This is a genomic window from Dictyobacter halimunensis (genome assembly GCF_036245075.1).
This window is the reverse complement of the sequence record NZ_BSRI01000002.1, coordinates 3353078-3372839: the sequence shown is the minus strand read 5'-3', so window position 1 is coordinate 3372839 and position 19762 is coordinate 3353078. Positions and strand designations below refer to the sequence as shown.

Here is a 19762-nt window from a genome sequence, read left to right as displayed (position 1 = left end):
ATTTTTCTATGATAGCATCATCCAGGCCACTCGTAGCCGGTACGACCCTGCGAGAACGCTACGAAATAGAACGTGTATTGGGCAATGGCGGCTCAAGTATTGTCTACCTGGCACGTGATCTTGCAAAAGAAAACAGTGAAGAAGACAACTATGTGGCCTTGAAAGAGTTGCATACCGACAACCGGCAGGAGCAGAGGCATTTTGCCTTTGAGGGCCGCGTGCTCAAGAAGCTCAAGCACCTCTCACTCCCGCGTATCTACGATGTGTATGAAGACGAAGAGCAGCAATCCAGTTTCCTGGTCATGGAATACATCGAGGGATCTAATCTGGAAACCCTGCGCCGCCAGCAGCCAGATCAGCGCTTCACCCTCGACGAGGTTTTGCGGCTCATGCAGCCGATCATCGACGCCACCATCTACCTGCACCATCAGCAACCGGCTATTATTCATCGCGATATCAAACCATCCAATATCATCATTATGACGCATCAGCAGCGGGCGGTCCTGATCGATTTTGGCATAGCCAAGGAGTTTGAAGTTGACGCTACCACTAGCGCCCTGCGCCACTGCACGCCCGGTTATGGTGCGCCGGAACAGTATGGCAACCTGAGCACCGATGTTCATACGGATATCTACGCGCTGGCCGCCACCTGCTACTGCCTGCTCACCGGATCTCTGCCGGTGGATGCTTTTGAGCGCGCCGCCACCATTGTCAGCAAGCGCATCGATCCACTGAAACCGGCGCATACCCTCGTGCCCGAGATCCCCCCACACGTTTCACAGGCGCTCGAACGTGCCATGGAGATTAGCATGGAGGAGCGCTTCGACAGCGTCGAAGATTTCTGGTCGGCCATCAGCCAGACCCCTGAAGCAACAACGGGCAGAAAAAAGACTCCCGGAACCGTTCAGGCGGCACGGAAGCAACGTCGCCGTCGCATCATACAACTGACCACCGTTTCGGCAGTCATCTTACTGCTCGGTATCATCCTGGCGGTTGGCTCAATGGCGAATGCCTTTCAATCACCACAGTCTGTCCATCCAACCGTCGCCGCGCAGAGTACGCATACAGCGGCGAAGCCACATCCAACCGCGACAGCCAGCGCGACCGCACCCTATCCCCATCTGACCACAGCCTACCGGGGAACCCTGAGCAATCTCTCCAAACAGGCCACCGGCACGATGACCCTGACCAACGTTCAGCAGCAGCAGCAACAGATCAGCGGACACTTCACCGGCATAAACAGGGCCGGTAACTTCACCGGTGTGGTGGATGCATCCAACCATATCTTAATTACCATCTCAGCTTCCGCCCAGCAGCCGCCCCTCTTCTTCGAAGGCGTTGTACGCTCGGATGGGAACCTGGTCGGTGATTACTGCAACCAGGACGGGGCCGGTCAATGCGTCGGCAACTACGGACTCTGGAGTCTGTCCCCAACCCCATAATTTCGGGCCTATGATAAAGCAGGAGGTGCAGGAGAGCCGGCGAGGCCCTCTTGCCGGGGGCGTGGGGGCGTCCCCCACCAATCTCCCTTCCCTCTCCCACCGCCCGAAGGGCGGCCATCCTCATGCATTGGACAGCAAACGATATAATAGAGCCAGGAATATATCTGATTTTTGGTGTAGGTTTCGCCAATAGAAGTTGCAGAGGTACAACATAATGCGTAGAATTGCCATTCTTGCCGAGGGGGCCTTTCGCTGGCATGCCGCCAAAACAGCGGTGGGCGTCATCCGTTATTCGCCCGACACGACGGTTGCCGTCATCGATAGCACGCACGCTGGCATGGATGCGGCCCAGGCTCTCCAGGGCCCGGTTGGCAAGGGGATTCCCGTGGTTAAAGATATCAATGAGGCCCTGCAGTATCAGCCGGATACGCTGCTGATCGGCATCGCACCCCGTGGCGGCGCCCTGCCCGAGGAGTGGCGCTGGCAATTGCAAACGGCCATCGAGCATAAGCTGAATATCGTCAGCGGCCTGCACGCCTTTGTTTCCGACGATGAGCAGTTGCGCAGTGCCGCCGCCAGCAATGGTGTGGCGATCTGGGATGTGCGCCGCCCGCCCGAGAAGGCACGCGTGGCCGATTTTACGCCGCATCGCGAGGGCAGCCACACCATCCTGCTGGTCGGCTCTGATTGCGGCTCCGGCAAGATGTCGACGGCCCTCGATCTCAACGCGGAGGCGCAGAAGCGCGGCCTCTCCAGCGCCTTTCTGGCCACCGGACAGACCGGCATGATGATCGCCAATAACGGCCTGCCGGTCGATCGGCTGATCAGCGATTTCGCCGCCGGCCTGGTTGAGGAGCAGGTACTCGATCTCAGCAACCAGCACGACTGGGTCTTCGTCGAGGGACAGGGCGCCCTCAACCATCCTGGCTACTCGCCGGTCACCTTGAGCCTGCTGCACGGCTCGATGCCGGACGCCATGATCTTCTGCCACAAAGCGGGGCAGACCGCCATCGACGGCTACGAGCGCTGCCTCTTCCCGTCCCTGAATCGTCTAATCGAAATCAATGAAGACGCCGTCAGCTGGCTGCGTCCCGAGCGCCGCAGCAAAGTAGTAGGCATCTCCCTGATCACCAACCACCTCAACGAAGAAGATGCCCGCGCCGCCATCGCGCAGATCAACAACGAAACGGGCCTCCCGGTCACCGACCCCCTCCGCTACGGGGTCGCTCCACTCATGGACGCCCTTCAGCAAAACTTCGCCTGACCTCAATTTTTTTATATATTAGTGCAGCCGGGGCGCAACGGCGCCCCGGCTGCACTAATATATAAACCAGTGCGGCCGCCCGTGCGGAGGCTATCGCGTACCCCCACGCGTACATAGAAAGCGCCAGAAGCTTCAGGGCTTCTGGCGCTTTCTAGCAGAGAGTGAGAGGAGAAGAAAGCTATCTTTTATTCTTCGGCCAGCACCGGAGTCGCAGAGATCTCTTCAGCAACGTCGTGGCCGGTCAGGGATGGCACCACACCCATCAAGGCATATTCGGGATAGGCGACCGCACCATGCTCATGCAGATCCAGACCTTCGAGCTCGCCAGCCTTGGAGACACGCAGGATACCGATAGACTTAAGGGCAAACATCATCGCCAGCGAGACCACCAGAGTAGCAGCAACGACCGAGAATGAGCCCAGCGCCTGCAGTCCCAATTGAGAGACGCCACCACCGTAGAACAGACCACGGATGACCGCGCTGGTATCCGCACCAGTTGGGGTGGGCGCGCCAAAGGCACCGGTCGCGAACAGACCCAGCGAGAGCGTCCCCCAGATACCGGCGAACAGGTGCACCGGAACCGCGCCGATCGGATCATCGATGCGCAGATATTCCAGCACATCCAGACCGAAGATCACTACAAAAGCCGCAATCGCGCCGATAAAGAAGGCGCCCACGGGATCAACCCAGTAGCAAGGGCAGGTGATGGCCACCAGGCCACCCAGGAAACCGTTGACGGTCAGACCCAGGTCCCACGTCTTGTTCTTCGAGCGGAAGTATGAGAAGAAGAGCGCCACCAGGCCACCAGAACAGGCCGCCAGCGTCGTGTTGAACGAGACGCGTCCGATACCAACTGTGTCCAGCGCCGACAATGTGCTACCAGGATTGAAACCGTACCAGCCGAACCAGAGGATCAGGCCACCGACCGCGCCGATGATCAGATCGTGGGCAGGAGGTGGGCCACCGCCGTCGCGCTTGAAGATACGGCCAAGGCGAGGTCCCAGCGCCAGAGCGCCAGCCAGCGAAATCGCGCCACCGATGCTATGCACCACGGTCGAGCCCGCGAAATCTTTGAAGTTGAGCAGCGCCAGCCAGCCATCAGGACCCCAGGCCCAGTGACCGATGATTGGATAAATAAATCCGGTTACACCGATGCTATAGACGATATCGCCCCAGAAGCCGCAGCGTCCGATCATCGCGCCCGAAGTAATCGTCGAGGCCGTATCGGCGAACGCGAACTGGAACACCCAGAAGGCCAGCACAGGGATGCCGGTCGACATGTAGGTAGCTGGCAGGCCGCTCAGGAAGAAGCCCTGCGTACCGATCCAGGGTGTGCCAGGCTCGAACATAAAGGCGAAGCCCCAGGCCCAGAACAGAACACCGCAGATACAGGTATCGGCAATACCCTCAACCAGAATGTTCACCGACTCACGAGAGCGAGCAAAACCCGCCTCCAACATCACAAACCCAACCTGCATACCAAATACCAGAAAGGCAGCCACCAGCGTCCAGACCGTATTCACCGCATTGATCTGAGGGGTTGGTGTCGAAGCACCTGTCGCGGCATGTACAGCAGTTGGAATAAACCAGTACATCGCCAGCAAGAGCAGGGTCAGACCTAACAGCTTACCTCCCATATAGTAAGCAACATTGCGCCGAATGAGCGGATCGCGCAGGTTCGTGCGGAAGCGCGTCCATGTAGCCCGTAAGAGTGTTGTCATAGGGTTAATAATTCCTTTCAGCCCAGATAGTCATAAATATGCATGAACAGCTGCAGGCGACAAATTCTCATCGGTGAGCACAGGATAGGAAAACACCGTTCGGGATCTTCCCAGGTGGGGTTGGATAAATCATCATTGATGTATCGCATTTGTATATTTTGTACTTAAGAGAAGTATAAGAAATAAGGGGTTTGCCTTTGAAGGTCCAATATATCACAAAACAAGCTTCTTTTTTTGTGCAATTAGCACAAACCACCCCACAATCATGGGTTTATTTTTTAGAATTACCCGTAAAATCCTGATATGATTTTTAGAATTAGCAGCAAAACATTAAGGGTTTCTTTAGTGAGGGCGCAAATACATTGTACAAAGTGCACATCAAACACAAGCATTCTGTCTACCCTAAGCGTTTTAAGAACTTAAGAGCTTAAGAAGATTAAGAAGCCTACACACGAATAAATCAACCGCGAACAATCGGCCGCAAGGGCCACCATGAGGGAGACATTGTGGCCCTTGCGGCCGATTCCCGTTCCCCCACAAAGATACCCATCCAATGGGTGCGATTACGTGGTGGGGGTGTGGGTGGTGATAGTGATGCCCATGGCTTCGATGAGGGCGAGGGCCTGCGCGTGATTGAGGCTGGAGCCACGCAACTCTTTGGGTCCCAGGCGGGCGCCATCGATATTGCATGTGCTCAGGTCGATACCTGCAAGTTGGGTACCGGTCAGCTCGGCCTGGCGCAGGTTGCAGTCGACGAAGCTCACGTCCGACAGGTTGGCCTCCAGTAAGTCGGCCTCGCTGAGATCGCAATGCTCGAAGCGTACCGACTTCAGGGTCGCGAAGCGTAGTTGCGACAGGCTGAGCAGGCAGTCTTTAAATAGCACATCCTCAAAATGGGCCTCGCCTGCCATAAAACCGGTCATGCGACATCCCACCAGCTCGACGCGATGCCAGACCGTCTTATACCAGACAGCGGTGGCGAGATCGCAGGAGCTGAAGCGCACATCATCCAGCTGCATCTCCTCAAACTCGGTGTTGGCCAGCACAACTTGCTGGAAAGAGGTCTCCACAAAAGCCGGATGGGACGCCGCCTGGTCCGCCAGATTAACGTTGTTCAGGGCCAGAGATGCATAGCGCTCGCGCGATTGCACATATCCCCCGATGACGTCGCGTCCCGTGGCTTTGCGCGGCAGCCGCGGCGGACGCACGCGGGGCCCACCCGGCGTAGATTTATTATTATTCATCGTATCGATACCCTTTATCTTCTCTATAAATCGGCCGCAAGGGCCGCCATGACGGGAACATCGTGGCGTGGGGAGGAGAAATCGGCCGCCAGGGCCGAACCTACGTTTCGTGTTTATTTTTACGTTTCAAATATCCATTCTTTTGAAATGTAACAAGAAAGGCGATTCCGTAGGTTCGGCCCTGGCGGCCGATTTATATCCCCTCACACGGATGTCCGTCTATGAGTGCGGCGATGACGATTCGGAGGCGCCATGGTTGTTGGGGCGCGCGCCCACACCGAGGCCGGGACGATTGGGCAGGATCAACTTGCCGCGCTCAACGGTCACACCGGCGAATGGGTCATCGTTGATCAGCAGCTGTCCATCCAGATCGGCGTAATCGACCAGGGGTGTCAGGTGGGCGGCCGCAGTGATCGCCAGCGAGCTCTCGATCATGCAGCCGATCATGGTGCGCAGATTGTAGGCGCGCGCCACGTGGATCATCTTGAGCACATTGGCGATGCCGCCGTTCTTCATCAGCTTGAAGTTGACGCCATCCACGCACTCGCTCAGGCGCGGCAGATCTTCGATGGAGACGCAGCTCTCATCGGCGATGATCGGCAGGGGCACATTGTCGCGCACCAGCTTTAGACCGGCCAGGTCATGCGCCGGAACCGGCTGCTCGACGAACTCAATGTTATATTGGGCGATCGCATTGATATTCTTGATCGCCTCCTTGGGCGTCCAGCCCGCGTTGGCATCCACGCGGATCACAGCCGAGGTCACATCGCGAATCGCCTTCAGGATCTCGATGTCGTGCCTGGTGCCGACCTTAATCTTCAAAATAGGATAGTCCTGAGCCAGCAACGCCTTCTTGGCCATCTCAGCCGGTGTATCCAGGCCGATGGTAAAGGAGGTGCGCGGGGTATGCGCTGGATTGAGGCCCAGCAGCTTATAGACGGGCACGCCAAGCATCTTGCCCATGATATCATAGATCGCCATATCCACGGCCGCCTTGGCCGAGGGATTCAGCCGAATCACCTTGTCGAGGCGCTGTATAATCTCCTCAATCAGGAAGGGATCATCCCCCAGGTTGCCGGCGAACATGGCGATACAGGCCATCACTGTCTCGGCGCTCTCGCCGTAATACTTGCTGGGAGCCGCCTCACCATAGCCAACCGCCTCCTCGTGCTTCACCTCCACCACCACATTGGAAGCCGTATGCTGCACCCCACGCGAAATACGAAATGGGGTCGTCAGGTGCAGATCTATAGGTTTTGCATCGATATGTAGCATAATAATGTTCCTTCATCCATGCGTGCTAGCACGTTATCAATTCTGAAGCCAATAGAGCTATCAACCATCATAGCATGATTGGTAAAGCCCTTCTATACATGAGTCGGCTTCTCTCACCGGGCCTGATCAGCCTATGCTATAATAGAGGCAAATTTGCCGCGTTTGTATGTAGTAAGAGGGAAACAATGCCAACACGTAACGATGCATACACGTTAATGACAAGCCACGTAAAAAATGAGAACTTACAGAAGCATATGCTGTCGGTTGAGGCCGCTATGAGCGCCTATGCCCGCAAATATGGCGAGGATGAAGAGCTCTGGGCAATGACTGGATTACTCCATGATTGCGATTACGAGGAGTATCCAGACCTGAATGAGCATACCAGGGTGGCGGCCGACTGGCTGCGCTCCGAGGGCTATGACGAGCGCATCATCTACGCTATCCTGGCCCACAACGACGTCAACGCCGAGACCCACCCACGCACGGATCTGCTCTCCAAAGGGCTCTACGCTTGCGATGAGATCACCGGCATGATTACCGCCACCACGCTGGTACGGCCCAATAAGAGCATTCACGGGCTGGAGGTATCGTCGGTGCGCAAGAAGATGAAGTCCAAGGGCTTCGCCGCCGGCGTCAATCGTGAGGACCTGGTGAAGGGGGCCGAAGAGCTCGACGTTGATTTAAATGAACATATCGCCTTCGTCATCCAGGCCATGACGGATAGGGCGGAGGCGCTGGGTCTGGCTGGAACAGCAGAACAGACGCAGCCAGAGGCGGCTCGCTAGCTACGAGCTCGCCACGGAGTCCAGGCAAAACTACACGATGCAGAATTCCAAGCAGCGCAATACAATTCCCTTTAAACGCGCCTATAACGCCACGGAGATCGCTCAATACGAATATTGCCCCCTCGTCTGGTGGCATGAGCAGTACGACCCGATCGTACATGCGAATAACGAAGAGCTCTTCGCGCAGATGGTCGAGATAGAGCAAGAATATGGCTCGCAGGCGCCACACGTTCCCGACTACCAGGTCATCGAGCAGATCCTGGTGCGTCGGGGTGCCTTCGAGCAGGAGTACCAGGCCACCAGGCAGCTACCCGAGATGGACGACGAGGCGTTGGAAGAAGAATATGATGAGGCCGTCGGGAACCATCCCAGAGTGCGCCGCCTGCTCTCCCTGGCGCTGGTTATGCTGGGATTCGGCATTGTGCTGGTTGGACTCTCTCTGGTCACCCTGTTTCTCAAACTCTTCACCACCACTATGTTTGGAGAGGTCATCTTTGTCGCCGGGATCGCGCTCCTCATATTCTCTGTCGCCTGCTTCGCGCTCCTCTTCAACGAGCGCCGCGTGCAGCGTGAAAAACTGGTACGCGAACACCATCAGGCACTGGGACTCCCCTTCGGCGAATTGATGTATGAGAATGTCGATGGCCGGGGTGATCCTATTACTTCGGACGAACATTTTTTGCAGGGCAAGCCGGCCTACATCGTCAAGCTGCCCGATAACCGCCTGCTACCGGTAGACATCAAACCGGTGGCGCTAAACGCCATGACACCCGAGGGCCACCACGTCCTCCAGGTCGCCGCCTACTGCCTCATCCTCGAAGAGTACTCAGAGGATCCCCCCACACATGGCATCCTGCGCTACAGCGATCGCGAATTTCCCATCGAGTACACCCCCGCCCTGCGCAAAAAGGTCCTGCGCCACCTTAAACAGATGGACCTGAGCAGCGCCGAGATGCCGCCCGCCCTGCAAAAGCAGAAGGTCGCCAAGTGCCGCGCCTGCATCTACCAGCCCATCTGCCCCATCGGCCAGAGCAAATAGAGATGTAAACCGACGGATGACAATTGACATTCGTACACGGGCCGCATACACTAGGCGCAAGACTATAGCTCCCGTCGCGAGCGTTCTAAAGAAAAGTGAGTGCAAGCAATGCCTACAGTACATGAAGTAATAGAGATGAGTGGACACATAATCGACTCATGGACGTTGCCGCGTGCCTGGGATACGATTATGGATCGTGGTGGTAACTTTGATGTAGAGGAGATGCAGGTCGGGGCAACCAAAAACGATGTCAGCTATGTGCGCCTCAAGGTCTCGGCTCCCAATGATGAGATACTGGATCGCATTATTTCAGAGCTCCAGCAGCTTGGCGCGGTCCTCCTGCACGCCGAAGACGTGCATACGGCGCGCGTAGAGCAGCCAGGGGTCCTGCCAGCCAAATTCTACTCTACGACGAACCTGCCGACGCAGGTACGTTTGAATGGACAATGGGTCAACGTTGAGCATATCGAGATGGATGTAGCGATCGCGGTCGACCGCGAACACAATAGAGCCACCTGCCGTCCGATGCACGATGTGCAGGTCGGTGAGGAAGTGGTGATCGGACACGATGGCATTCGCGTACAGCCCTACGCACGCGAGCGCGAGCGCGACTCCTTTGCTTTTATGCAGAGCGATGTCTCGTCTGAAAAAGCCAAGGTGCTGGCCATCCATAATATTGCGCGCCAGATGCACGAGGTGCGCGCCCGCAATGGCAAGATCCTGTTTGTGCTCGGGCCAGCCGTTATCCACACCGGCGCTGGACGCTACGTGGCCGAGCTGATCCGCATGGGCTACGTGCAGGTTATCTTCGGCGGCAACGCCATTATCACCCATGATGTGGAATCGGCCCTGTTCGGGACCTCGCTGGGCGTCAATCTGAAGAGCGGCGAGCAGGTCGAGGGGGGACACCGCAACCATCTGCGCGCCATCAACGCGATCCGCGCCATTGGCTCGATCGATAAGGCCATCGAGGCCGGACTGCTGCGCGACGGCATCACATATGAGTCCCATAAGCGTCACATCCCGATGGTCCTGGCAGGCTCGGTGCGCGACGACGGCCCTATGCCCGGCGTCATCTCCGACATGCAGCAGGCCCAGGCGCGCATGCGCGAAGAGGTGCAGGGCGTCGAGATGGCCATCATGGTGGCCTCGATGCTGCACGCCATCGCCACCGGCAATCTGTTGCCCGCCCACGTACGAACAGTAGTTGTAGACATCAACCAGTCGGTCGTCACCAAACTGGCCGATCGCGGCAGCTTCCAGGCCGCCGGGCTGGTTACGGACGCCGAGCTATTCTTGCGCGAACTCATGGATGCGCTGCAAGGGAAAGAGATTTCATAGCATTTTGATGGATCATCATCCCGTCAGGTGCGCTCGGCCAGATCTGTGATCTGTTGAGCCAGTTTGAACAGCTCATCGCGCAGTTCAGTCGGCTGGCGCACCACAAATGGACAGCGCAGGCGGATCAAGACCCAGGCCAGCCAGTCCAGGTGATCCACATAGCATTTCAGCTCCACACCATCCTCGATCTGCTCCAGCACGGCCAGGGCCGGCGGCACGATGCGCTGGGCCTCATCCAGCGTGGTCTTGAGCACGACATCCACAAACCAGGTAGACGGCGTCGAAGGGATCGCCTTGCGCACCAGGGCCAGGCAATCAAATGCCTCTGGCCGCGTAAACGTCTGTGTCAGAATCTCGACCGCCACGATACGATCCAGGCGGAAGGTACGCAATTCTGTGCGCAGATGGCAATAGCCCGCCACGTACCAGTAGCCGGAGCGATAGACCAGGCCATAGGGGTCCAGGTCGCGCTCGGTCTCCTGTCCCACATATGCTCGATAGTGCATATGCACCGTGCGACACTGGCGCGCGGCCTCGCTGAGATCCAGCACCACCTCGCCGCGCGGCACAGCACCGGTCGGCATGACATCCACCACCAGCGTCTCCTGTACCGCCTGTACGCGCTCGCGAATAGATTGTGGCAGTACGCGCTCGATCTTGGCCAGCGCCCCCTCGGCCGCCGGTGTGGCCATGGTCAGCCCCATCTTGCGACCAACCAGCAAGCCCAACGTCAGGGCCAGCGCCTCATCATCATTGAACATCAAGGGTGGCAGCTTATAGCCCGGTCGCAGGCGATACGAGCCGTAGCGTCCCCGCACCCCCTCGACCGGGATACCCAGGTCCTGCAACATCGTAATGTAGCGCCTGACCGTGCGAGGATCTACCTCTAGCCGCTCCGCCAGTTCCTGTCCACTCATCTGCTGCCTGGACTGCAAGAGCTCCAGCACCGTCAGGACACGCGTCGTAGGGAAATACATCGGCGGGTTTCCTTTCCATCTCGCGATCAATCGAATTTCTGGCAAGGCGCAAAAATACGATCCTTTTAGGGCGAATTTTATCCTCTTTGTCATATAAACTCAAGGGGTAAGGGAATGAAACAATAACCAGAGGAAAGGGGATGTTATGGATCAACAGGATACGGCCCTGGTGATTATCGATATCCAGGTCGGGATGATCAACGCGGATTCGGCGCACCATATGGAGGCGCTGGGCAATATGCAGACCCTGCTGGCGCGTGCGCGGGCTGCGCAGGTCCCGGTTATCTATGTTCAGCATGGTGGTCCCAAAGGCCATGAACTGGAGGTTGGCAGCGCCAACTGGCAGATACATCCAGCGATCGCGCCACAGCCCGGTGAGGCGGTGGTGAATAAGCGCGCCTCGGACGCCTTCTATGATACAACGCTGCAGCAGACGCTGCAGGAATACGGCGTCAAACACCTGATCGTCGCCGGCGGCCAGACCCAGTTCTGTGTCGATACCACGGTCCGCCGCGCCACCACCTTTGGCTACAACGTGACGCTGGTCAGCGATGCCCACGTGACATTCGATACCGATCTATTGAGCGAAAAACAGATTGTGGCCTTCTACAACTATACTCTGGATGGCTTCGATACCGACGACGCGGTAATCCGGGTCCAACCAACCAGCGCGGTCATAAGCTAGCACGATTGCCATCACGGCAACGCGGATTAAGAAGATAAGCAAATAAGAAAGTAAGAAGGGTAAAGCATATGACGGAACATGCCTCCAAAACCGAACTCTTGCAACGCATGCAAACAGGCTATGAGCAGTTCACAGCTCTGCTAGCCCCGTTGAGCGAGCAGCAGTTATGCACGCCCGGCGTCAATGGCAAATGGTCGATCAAAGATAACATCGCCCACCTCAGTACCTGGCAGAAATACCTGGTCGGTGTCCTGACCGCGATTTACAATAAAGAGCAGACCTTTCCCACGACCACGCCCGGCATGAGCGAGGATGAGGAAAACGAGTTGTATTATCAGAAGAATAAAGACCGCTCAGCCGCTGATATTCTCAACGAGTTCACCACCACCTATCAGCAGACCAGGGCAGCCGTGGAGCAGCTATCTGAGGAACAGCTCAACATGCCACTTGAGCAGTGGAAAGGCAACCCGGTCTGGCCCAACATTGCAGGAAATACATTTGAGCACTTCGAGGAGCATGGACAGAACATCCAGAAATGGTTGGCGAGCCGGTAAGTGCTCAAACGGGGCAAGTCTCTCAATACATTCAATTTAAAAGAATGAGAGAAAAAATGAAAGCCCAAAAGAAATGATCATCGTAGGTTCGGCCCTTGCGGCCGAATTCCTCTCCACGCACACCCATATCTACCGAACGCGAAGATCACGGAAACGCATGTGAGATGCATGTTCATACGGGAAGGAGAAATCGGCCGCAAGGGCCGAACCTACGAGTAACAACGAACAAAGGTAAACCATGACGATCACCATTTCACGCGAGCAGGCGGCGCGCCTGCTGGCCAGCTATCATCTGACTCCGACCGATATCCCGGGCGTCTTTGAGCGCCTGGGGACGGTCCAGTATGATCCGCTGAATCCCGTTGGGCGCAACGCGGACCTGGTGCTGCAGGCGCGTGTCCCCGGCTACCGGGTCGATGACTGGCAGGAGGTGGCCTATAAAGACCGCCTGATATATGATGCCTGGGATAAGCAGGCTTGCCTGGTCCCGGTCAGTGATTGGGCTATGCGCGCCCATACGCGTGAGATGTATCGTCCATACCATGATCGTGAGATCATGCAGGCCGCCCCCGAGACCGCGCCCGCCATCCTGGCAGCCATCGACACGCGAGGCCCTCTCTCTTCGCTTGAGTTCGAGGATCGCACGCGCATGCCCGACCAGAACTCGTGGTATGGCCTGACCCATATCAAACGCGTCCTGCGCGCCATGTGGGTCAGCGGCGTGCTGGTCACCCACCATCGCAAAAATGGACGCCACTACTACGATCGACCCGAGCGCGTCATCCCCTCCCACCACTACAACCTGGCTCCCCTACCGGATACCGAGGCCTATCACCGCTGGATCATTGCCCGCCGTTACCAGGCCGTTGGACTGCTACGTCCCAACGCGGAATCCGCCATCTGGAGCGCCTGCGGCACCACCGCCCAACGCAAAGTGGTCCTGGACCAACTGGTCGAGATGGGCACATTGATCCCGGTACTGGTCGGTGAAAAAAAGTGGCCCTACTATCTGCACCGCAACGCCCTCCCCCACCTGGACGCGCCCATACCCGAGCCGCGCGCCACCCTGCTGGGTCCCCTGGATAGCCTGCTCTGGGATCGCAAAGCCGTCCAGCAGATCTTCTCCTTTGACTACCTGTGGGAGGTCTACAAACCACTGCCACAGCGCCGCTGGGGCTATTATGTGCTGCCCGTCTTCTATAAGGATCGCTTCGTGGCGCGCCTCGACTCGCGCCTGAGCGGCAAGACCTGGACCATCCTCAAATGGTGGTGGGAGGACAACCTGCGTCCCGACGCCGAGCTCTACGACGCCATCCAACAGGCCCTGTTGCGCTTCCAGCAATACCTCGGTGCCAGCGACATCGTCCTGGCCGACCCCATCAACCCCGAATTGCGCCGCCTCCATACCACACAATGAAACCTTTCCCCCATATATCATATCCATAGGTGCCGGGCTCGCCCCGGCTTTGGAGCCGCGAAGCGGCTGGATAGGCATAAGCAGAATTTTGGTATATAATAGAAAGAATCGATGGGCGAGAAATTACGGCTCTCGAACTTGAGCCATTGATATGCGAACTCGCACGCGTCCGTGCGTTGGTTATTGTAGGGGGGATCTACCACATTTTTTGCCGTTCGCCCAACAAAGATATTATACTGTAGAAGAATGCTATGCAACAATTTCAGCGATTATCATCACGACAGGCGGCACAGAGCTCTGAACCTATGACAAACGGGCAGCCACAGTACCACGCGACCGACGAAGTTGACGAGGCGGCCCGCGCGGCGGAACGCGCCCGACTCCGTCAGGGTGTTATGCATGTGCGCATCGATCGCTTCTATTGCACGATGGAGGAGCTGCTGGACCCCGCGCTACGCGGCCAGAGCTTCATCGTCGGCACCGGCACCGGGCGCCCCAATGAACCAGGGCGCGTCATCGATGTGTCACCGGCGGCCGCGCGCCTGGGACTTGTGCCGGGCATGCCGCTGCGCCGCGCCCATCGCCTGGCTCCCCGTACGCGCTTCCTGCCCGCTTCGTATGATCAATATCAGCCTGTACTGCAGCAGCTCAAGGACCGCTATCGCGCCTACTCGCGCATCATCGAAACACTGCCCCTCTCCGATGCCTTCATCGATCTACGTGGCTGCGAGATCCCCTTTACCAATCCCGTGATGCTGGCCGAACGTCTGTGCGCCGAGATCGCTGAGATGGGGCTGAGCGCCATGATCGGCGTCGCCAATGGTAAATCCACGGCCGAACTGGCGGCCTTGATGAGCCGTAAAGATGGCCGTCAGGGCGTCCTCTATATCCCACATGGACGCGAGGCTTCGTTCGTGCAGACGCTGCCGCTCTCGCTGCTCACGCGTATGCGGGCCGCCGGGAGCGGGCTGGCCACAGCCTTACCGGAGCTCAACGAACAGAGCCAGCAGAACAACGGCGAAGGAAAAAACGGGCAGGTAGATCCGGTGGCTGTGGCCGATATGGTCACCCATCTGCGCGACTTTGGCATCACTTCATTCGCGCAGGTCGCGACCCTCACCGAGGAAGGACTGGTCCGCCGCCTGGGTCCACTGGGAGGATGGCTCTATCGCGTGGCCATAGGGGATGACGATAGCCTGGTGGTCCCAGACGCCCCACCGCTGAGCCAGAATGCCCGCGTACGCTTCCACCACCAGGCCGATGCCGACGAAACCTGTAGCGCCCTCAACAAGCTGGCTGCGTATCTAAGTGAGCGCCTGCAGGAGCAGCGCCTGAAGGGGCAATCCATCGCGCTGGTCCTCTGGCCCAATCAGATCCGGCGCCATACGCGCAAGCTAGTCTCTGGCGAGGATGGTGAAGAGATGGCCTTTACCATGCCCGAAGAGACGATCGGCGGCCAGCTCCTGCTGGACCGGCACACCGATCAGGCCGATATCATCGCCCATCATAGCCTGATGCTGTTCGCCCACTACCATAAGGCGGGCATGCGCTACCTGCAGGTGCAACTGCGCGTTGGCGACATGATTACCACCGCGCCCACCACCTACTATCCACCGCCCGCGCGGGCTCGCGGCCGGATGACGCGCAAGCTGTCAGCACCCTGAACTCACAGGAGCGCGCCTCCGACCGTCCGGACGGCGCAGGCTATAGTCCCTTGATCTTGCCGCTGTCACGAAGTTGCTGCAACGCTTCCAGCTCCTTGCGGCCACGCTCCTCAAGATCGGACTTCCATTCATCTTTATACTTACGCATGGTATCGACCAGCGTCTGCGCGATCGCCAGGTTACGATACCACTTATGGTTGGCCGGCACGATATACCACGGCGCCTCATTGGTACTACACTGGCTCAAAGCATCCTCATAGGCCTGTTGATAGTCATCCCAGTACTGCCGCTCAACGAAATCGCTGCTCGAAATCTTCCAGGCCTTATCTTTTTCATCGACACGGGCCTGCAAGCGCTCTGCCTGCTCATCCTGGCTGATATGCAAAAAGAACTTGAGGATGATCGTCCCGTTGTCGGCCAGCCGCTTCTCAAAATGGTTGATCTCTTTATAGCGCCGCTGCCAGACATCCTCGGGCACCAGATTGTGGACTCGCACTACCAGCACATCCTCATACTGCGAACGATTAAAAACACCGATCACACCTTTGGGAGGGGTCACGTTGTTGATACGCCAAAGAAAATCGTGCGCAGCCTCCTCAGGCGTCGGCACCTTAAACGAGGTCACGCTACAGCCCTGCGGATTCATGTTCGAAAAGACATGGCGAATCGTGCCATCCTTGCCACTGGTATCCATCCCCTGCAAGACCATCAGCAGGCTATGGTGCTGGGCCGCCGACAGCAGTTCCTGCAGCTCATCTATCTCACGGCCCAGTTGTGCCAGCGCTTCATCCGCCTCATCGTGCTTGAATGAAGGATGCACATAACCCGGATCATACTTCTTTAATTTGACGTGCTCCCCTTCGGGAACTTTCCATAACAAATCATCGCTCATTATGGGCTCCATCCTTTCTCAGTCGATACACTTATTTTTTTAACACTCTCCAAGGCAATAACCGGATACATGCACTTAAAATCGAAGGACCGTTTCACGTATGAGTCATCCCGAACTTTTGAAAAATCCGAAAACGGTTTCCGCGCTCCCAATGCGGGAGGTGCAGGAGGGCGGCTAGCCCTCCTGCCCGGTTTTGCGAACTTTTTCAAAAGTTCGGGATGACTCATACATCCTGCTGTCCCCTTTCTATTCACCAGTAACGTACAGATAATATAAGCCTTGGGAGCATATCCCACGCTCATGATTATCGCCTGCGGAACGCCTGAGCTTTCGCACCTACGGTGCTCACGAGTCCATTGTGTGTTGGTGCATCGGGTGCGCGAATGCGCACCCGATGCACCAACATACAAAAACGAGCGCGGCTGCGCAGCGGACGCGCGTGCGGGGGCGCTCACATACCTCCAAGGTGACAAGAGTAAGACCTATTCTGCAAACCGCATGCCGCCAGAAAAAAAAGCCTGCCATAGCAACCAACAGGTGTGACATTAGTCAGGTGCCGGGAACAAAAGTGAAACACAAGCATAGATACGGGCGTTATAACTTATGTATGCTTCTGTTTTAATTCCTATTATCAACTATAAGCATAATAAACATCAGTCAGTTATTGGAGCTTTACAAAACTTACTATATAAGAGGTTATGAATGTTACACGCACATGACACCGATGGTGTCGAACTGCAACCTCTCCCAGAGCCGGCCCAGGCTACCAGTGCCAGCGATTCACAGACTGCTCCATCTTCCTCGACTATCCCCATGGATAATTTGTTAATTTCCGAAACACCGGTGAATCCCTTACCAGAGGGGGCCTATGTCCTCACGCCTCCTCAACAGCAGGAGATTGACCTCCTGGACCCCGTGAAAGCTCTATCGCAGACCACAGGCAGCGTTGCCTCTTCCCCGGATATCGGTTCACAACAGACGCAAATTATCTGGAGACGGCAATTTCTGCGTCGGCATCGCTACTCTCGTCGCCTCCAACAGAAGTTGCAGCGCACCTTCATTCGCGACTCTCTCAAGAGGAAAAGGCAAGCATCGAAACTGGCGATACTCAACTTTATTTTACTCGGTATCCTCTGCCTGGGAACCGCCATGCCCCTTGTCTTGTCGGGCGGCTATGCACTCCAGGCTTCTATAACCCTGGGCACTCTGGGAGCCGATACCATCAACGGCTTCAACCATTTACGGGCCGTGAAAGATCTACTAAGCAGTCCACCACAAGGCAGTGGCGCCAGCAAAAAGTTGCTGGACCCCAGCAAACTGGCGCAGTCGCAGATCGAGCTGACGGCGGCCCGGCACAATTTCGAGCAGGTGCAGACCATTTTGAACACAACCCCCTGGCTGGAGTCAGCGCCACAGTTCGCGCCACAACTCGCACCTTATTTTAGAAGCGCGCACGCCGCCAGCCAGATCGGCCTCGATATCACCAGCATCGGACAGGAAGCTGTCAACACAGGACTCCTACTGGCGCCGCAGCTGCAGGGGAGTCTGCTAAGCAACAGTAAGGCGCCCCTGATTACCGCGACTCAGTTCAAGCAGATGCAGCTAGCCTTCAATCGTATCTTGCCAAAACTGGAAAGCATACAAACACAGTCAAAGCAGTTATCGCTGAATCTGCTGCCAATGAGCTCGGATCAGCGCAATCAGATCAACTCGGCGCTCCAGATCCTGTCCCAGGTCATCGCCACAGCCAGAGCCAATCCTAACCTGGTCAGCTCGCTCGGTTGGCTGCTGGGTGTAGACCAGCCGCGTAACTTTCTGGTGCAGACCATGGACCGTGGTGAACTGCGCGCCACCGGTGGCTTTACCGGACAATATGGAGAATTATCGATCCACAATGGTCGCGTGGCACCCTTCTCGCTCCAGAATATCGCCCTGTTGGAATATAGCGATACCAGTCCCACGTATGGCAATGTGGCGCCGGAAGAGTATCGCTCCTGGTGGCCCTTCGCCAACTGGGGGCTACGCGACGCCAACCTGTCGGCTGATTTCCCTACCTCCGCCAACCTGGAAATGAATCGCTACAAGGCGGAGCTCAACAAATCGGTCGACGGGGTAATCCTGTTCACGCCCATCACCATCCAGCACGTTCTGCGGGCCACCGGGCCGATCACGATTCCACGCTATCAGGAGACCATCACGGCCCAGAACCTTGAAGACAAGCTGCACTACTATCAGCTCTCGCATCCTGGTATCGCTAAAGAGAAACGCATCGAGCACATCAACGATGATGAATCGGCGCGCAAGATGTTCACGTCGGCCCTCGCGCACACGCTGATCGACCATATCCGGCAGGCACCGCTCAAAGAATTGCTGGGCATCACCCAGCAGATGCTCGCGGACATGCAGACACGCGACCTGCAGGTCTATTTCACCAATCCAACGCTCGAAAACGTTCTGAAGCAAAACAACCTGGCTGGCGCGATGGATCGCTCGCCCAACCGCGACGGCCTCTACATCGACCAGACCAACGTCAGCGTCAGCAAGGCTTCACAATATGTCCAGACCACCTTTACCGACAACGTGCAGCTCGACAGCAAAGGTGGCGCCACCCACAACCTGACCATGTTCTTTAACTATCAGCAGACCGGGCCGGTGTATGGCTTTGACACCTACCGGGATTACCTGCGTGTCTATGTGCCGACCAACACCAAGTTCCGCTCTGGCAGCGGCTTCGACACCGGCGATCCCCTATGCGGAGGCGTGCTCGGCGATTGTCCTAAAACGAACGTCTATCCGCATAAAGAGCTGGTCTGCCCTCCGGGACAGTACATCGCCGGCTTCGCCTCGCCCATGCTCTACGACCAGTTCGTCGGCGAGGATCATCCTCTGGACAAAGTAGGTGGACCCGACAACTTCAAGAGCGATATCCCGCAGCGCGGCATGATCGGTGGCTACGTGGTCATCCCCAAAACTGCCAGGCAACCGTCAGGCTCTCCTGGTACGTACCGGCGCATTCCGCCCAGAGCTACCAGTACTATGTACAGCGCCAGGCAGGCACCAATCCCGATTATCGCCTGAACATCCAGCCAGCCGCATGCAAAGGTCAAACGCCACCATCCGCCATCCACTACAGAACCGACATGTCAAAAGACGTGTTGTTCAACCAGAAGATAGGCGCGTGCTCATCCAGCACAAGCGGCCGCTGACGCGGACGCACCGGTTTTGAATGTCTGGCGCAACAGGGGCGCAAATGCGCCCCTGTTGCGCCAGACATTCAATAGACTGTTGATCGCCTGCGATGCTCACGAATCAGTTTTATATTGGTGCATGGGGCGCGGATGCGCGCCCCATGCACCAATATAAAAAACCGGTGCGGCCGCGAATGCGGACGCCCGTGTGGGGGCGCGCATGTGCCCCACGATGAGGAGATATATTTGAACTTTTGGGAGTGTGGAACGTATG

15 protein-coding genes are annotated in these 19762 nt (G+C 57.0%); 10 read left to right on the top strand and 5 right to left on the bottom strand.

Features of this window, described 5'->3' with window-relative positions; all coding sequences use genetic code 11:
* Positions 1 to 8: 8 nt before the first annotated feature.
* Both AABA21_RS28015 and AABA21_RS28010 read left to right on the top strand, forming a co-directional pair.
* Positions 9 to 1442: a serine/threonine protein kinase gene (locus tag AABA21_RS28015; RefSeq protein WP_338255309.1), complete on the top strand. Its 1434-nt coding sequence runs from the start codon at positions 9 to 11 to the stop codon at positions 1440 to 1442.
* 214 nt (positions 1443 to 1656) lie between these two features.
* A complete protein-coding gene (locus AABA21_RS28010) occupies positions 1657 to 2706 on the top strand; it encodes an N-acetyltransferase DgcN family protein (protein ID WP_338255307.1) in 1050 nt (349 codons plus the stop codon).
* A 185-nt stretch (positions 2707 to 2891) separates the two neighbouring features.
* On the opposite strand, the gene AABA21_RS28005 is transcribed toward AABA21_RS28010, so the two are convergent.
* The 3 genes from AABA21_RS28005 to AABA21_RS27995 form a co-directional block, all read right to left on the bottom strand.
* Complete coding sequence (locus AABA21_RS28005; protein WP_338255306.1) at positions 2892 to 4427, bottom strand: ammonium transporter; 1536 nt, start codon at positions 4425 to 4427, stop codon at positions 2892 to 2894.
* A 563-nt stretch (positions 4428 to 4990) separates the two neighbouring features.
* A complete protein-coding gene (locus tag AABA21_RS28000; protein WP_338255304.1) occupies positions 4991 to 5671 on the bottom strand; it encodes a pentapeptide repeat-containing protein in 681 nt (226 codons plus the stop codon).
* A 219-nt stretch (positions 5672 to 5890) separates the two neighbouring features.
* On the bottom strand, positions 5891 to 6946 hold the full coding sequence (locus AABA21_RS27995; RefSeq protein WP_338255301.1) for a dipeptide epimerase: 1056 nt from the start codon (positions 6944 to 6946) through the stop codon (positions 5891 to 5893).
* Positions 6947 to 7131: 185 nt separating this feature from the next.
* On the opposite strand from AABA21_RS27995, the gene AABA21_RS27990 reads away from it, so the two are divergent.
* From AABA21_RS27990 to AABA21_RS27980, 3 genes are all read left to right on the top strand, one after another.
* Positions 7132 to 7731 (top strand): HDIG domain-containing metalloprotein, encoded by a 600-nt coding sequence (locus AABA21_RS27990; RefSeq protein WP_338255299.1) that lies wholly within the window; start codon positions 7132 to 7134, stop codon positions 7729 to 7731.
* A 37-nt stretch (positions 7732 to 7768) separates the two neighbouring features.
* A complete protein-coding gene (locus AABA21_RS27985) occupies positions 7769 to 8770 on the top strand; it encodes a Dna2/Cas4 domain-containing protein (RefSeq protein ID WP_338255297.1) in 1002 nt (333 codons plus the stop codon).
* 135 nt (positions 8771 to 8905) lie between these two features.
* Positions 8906 to 10111 carry an ornithine cyclodeaminase, nickel-pincer nucleotide-dependent gene (locus AABA21_RS27980; protein WP_338255295.1) on the top strand — a complete coding sequence of 402 codons (1206 nt, stop codon included), beginning with the start codon at positions 8906 to 8908 and terminating at the stop codon, positions 10109 to 10111.
* A 23-nt stretch (positions 10112 to 10134) separates the two neighbouring features.
* Here AABA21_RS27980 and AABA21_RS27975 read toward each other — a convergent pair whose 3' ends face one another.
* Entirely contained in the window at positions 10135 to 11088 is a 954-nt protein-coding gene (locus tag AABA21_RS27975) for a helix-turn-helix transcriptional regulator (protein ID WP_338255293.1), read from the bottom strand.
* Positions 11089 to 11233: 145 nt separating this feature from the next.
* On the opposite strand from AABA21_RS27975, the gene AABA21_RS27970 reads away from it, so the two are divergent.
* The 4 genes from AABA21_RS27970 (at position 11234) to AABA21_RS27955 (ending at position 15408) form a co-directional block, all read left to right on the top strand.
* Positions 11234 to 11773 (top strand): cysteine hydrolase family protein, encoded by a 540-nt coding sequence (locus AABA21_RS27970; protein ID WP_338255290.1) that lies wholly within the window; start codon positions 11234 to 11236, stop codon positions 11771 to 11773.
* A 68-nt stretch (positions 11774 to 11841) separates the two neighbouring features.
* A complete protein-coding gene (locus tag AABA21_RS27965; protein ID WP_338255287.1) occupies positions 11842 to 12327 on the top strand; it encodes a ClbS/DfsB family four-helix bundle protein in 486 nt (161 codons plus the stop codon).
* Positions 12328 to 12565: 238 nt separating this feature from the next.
* Complete coding sequence (locus AABA21_RS27960; protein WP_338255285.1) at positions 12566 to 13744, top strand: DNA glycosylase AlkZ-like family protein; 1179 nt, start codon at positions 12566 to 12568, stop codon at positions 13742 to 13744.
* Between the two features lie 251 nt (positions 13745 to 13995).
* Entirely contained in the window at positions 13996 to 15408 is a 1413-nt protein-coding gene (locus AABA21_RS27955; RefSeq protein WP_338255283.1) for a DNA polymerase Y family protein, read from the top strand.
* Between the two features lie 40 nt (positions 15409 to 15448).
* Here the strand turns inward: AABA21_RS27955 and AABA21_RS27950 are convergent, their stop codons facing one another.
* Positions 15449 to 16300, bottom strand: coding sequence for a polyphosphate kinase 2 family protein (locus tag AABA21_RS27950; protein WP_338255280.1), 852 nt, complete (start codon positions 16298 to 16300; stop codon positions 15449 to 15451).
* A gap of 702 nt (positions 16301 to 17002) precedes the next feature.
* Between AABA21_RS27950 and AABA21_RS27945 the strand changes: the two genes are divergently transcribed.
* Positions 17003 to 19378, top strand: a complete 2376-nt coding sequence (locus AABA21_RS27945) for a DUF4012 domain-containing protein (protein ID WP_338255278.1) — start codon at positions 17003 to 17005, stop codon at positions 19376 to 19378.
* Positions 19379 to 19762: the final 384 nt, after the last annotated feature.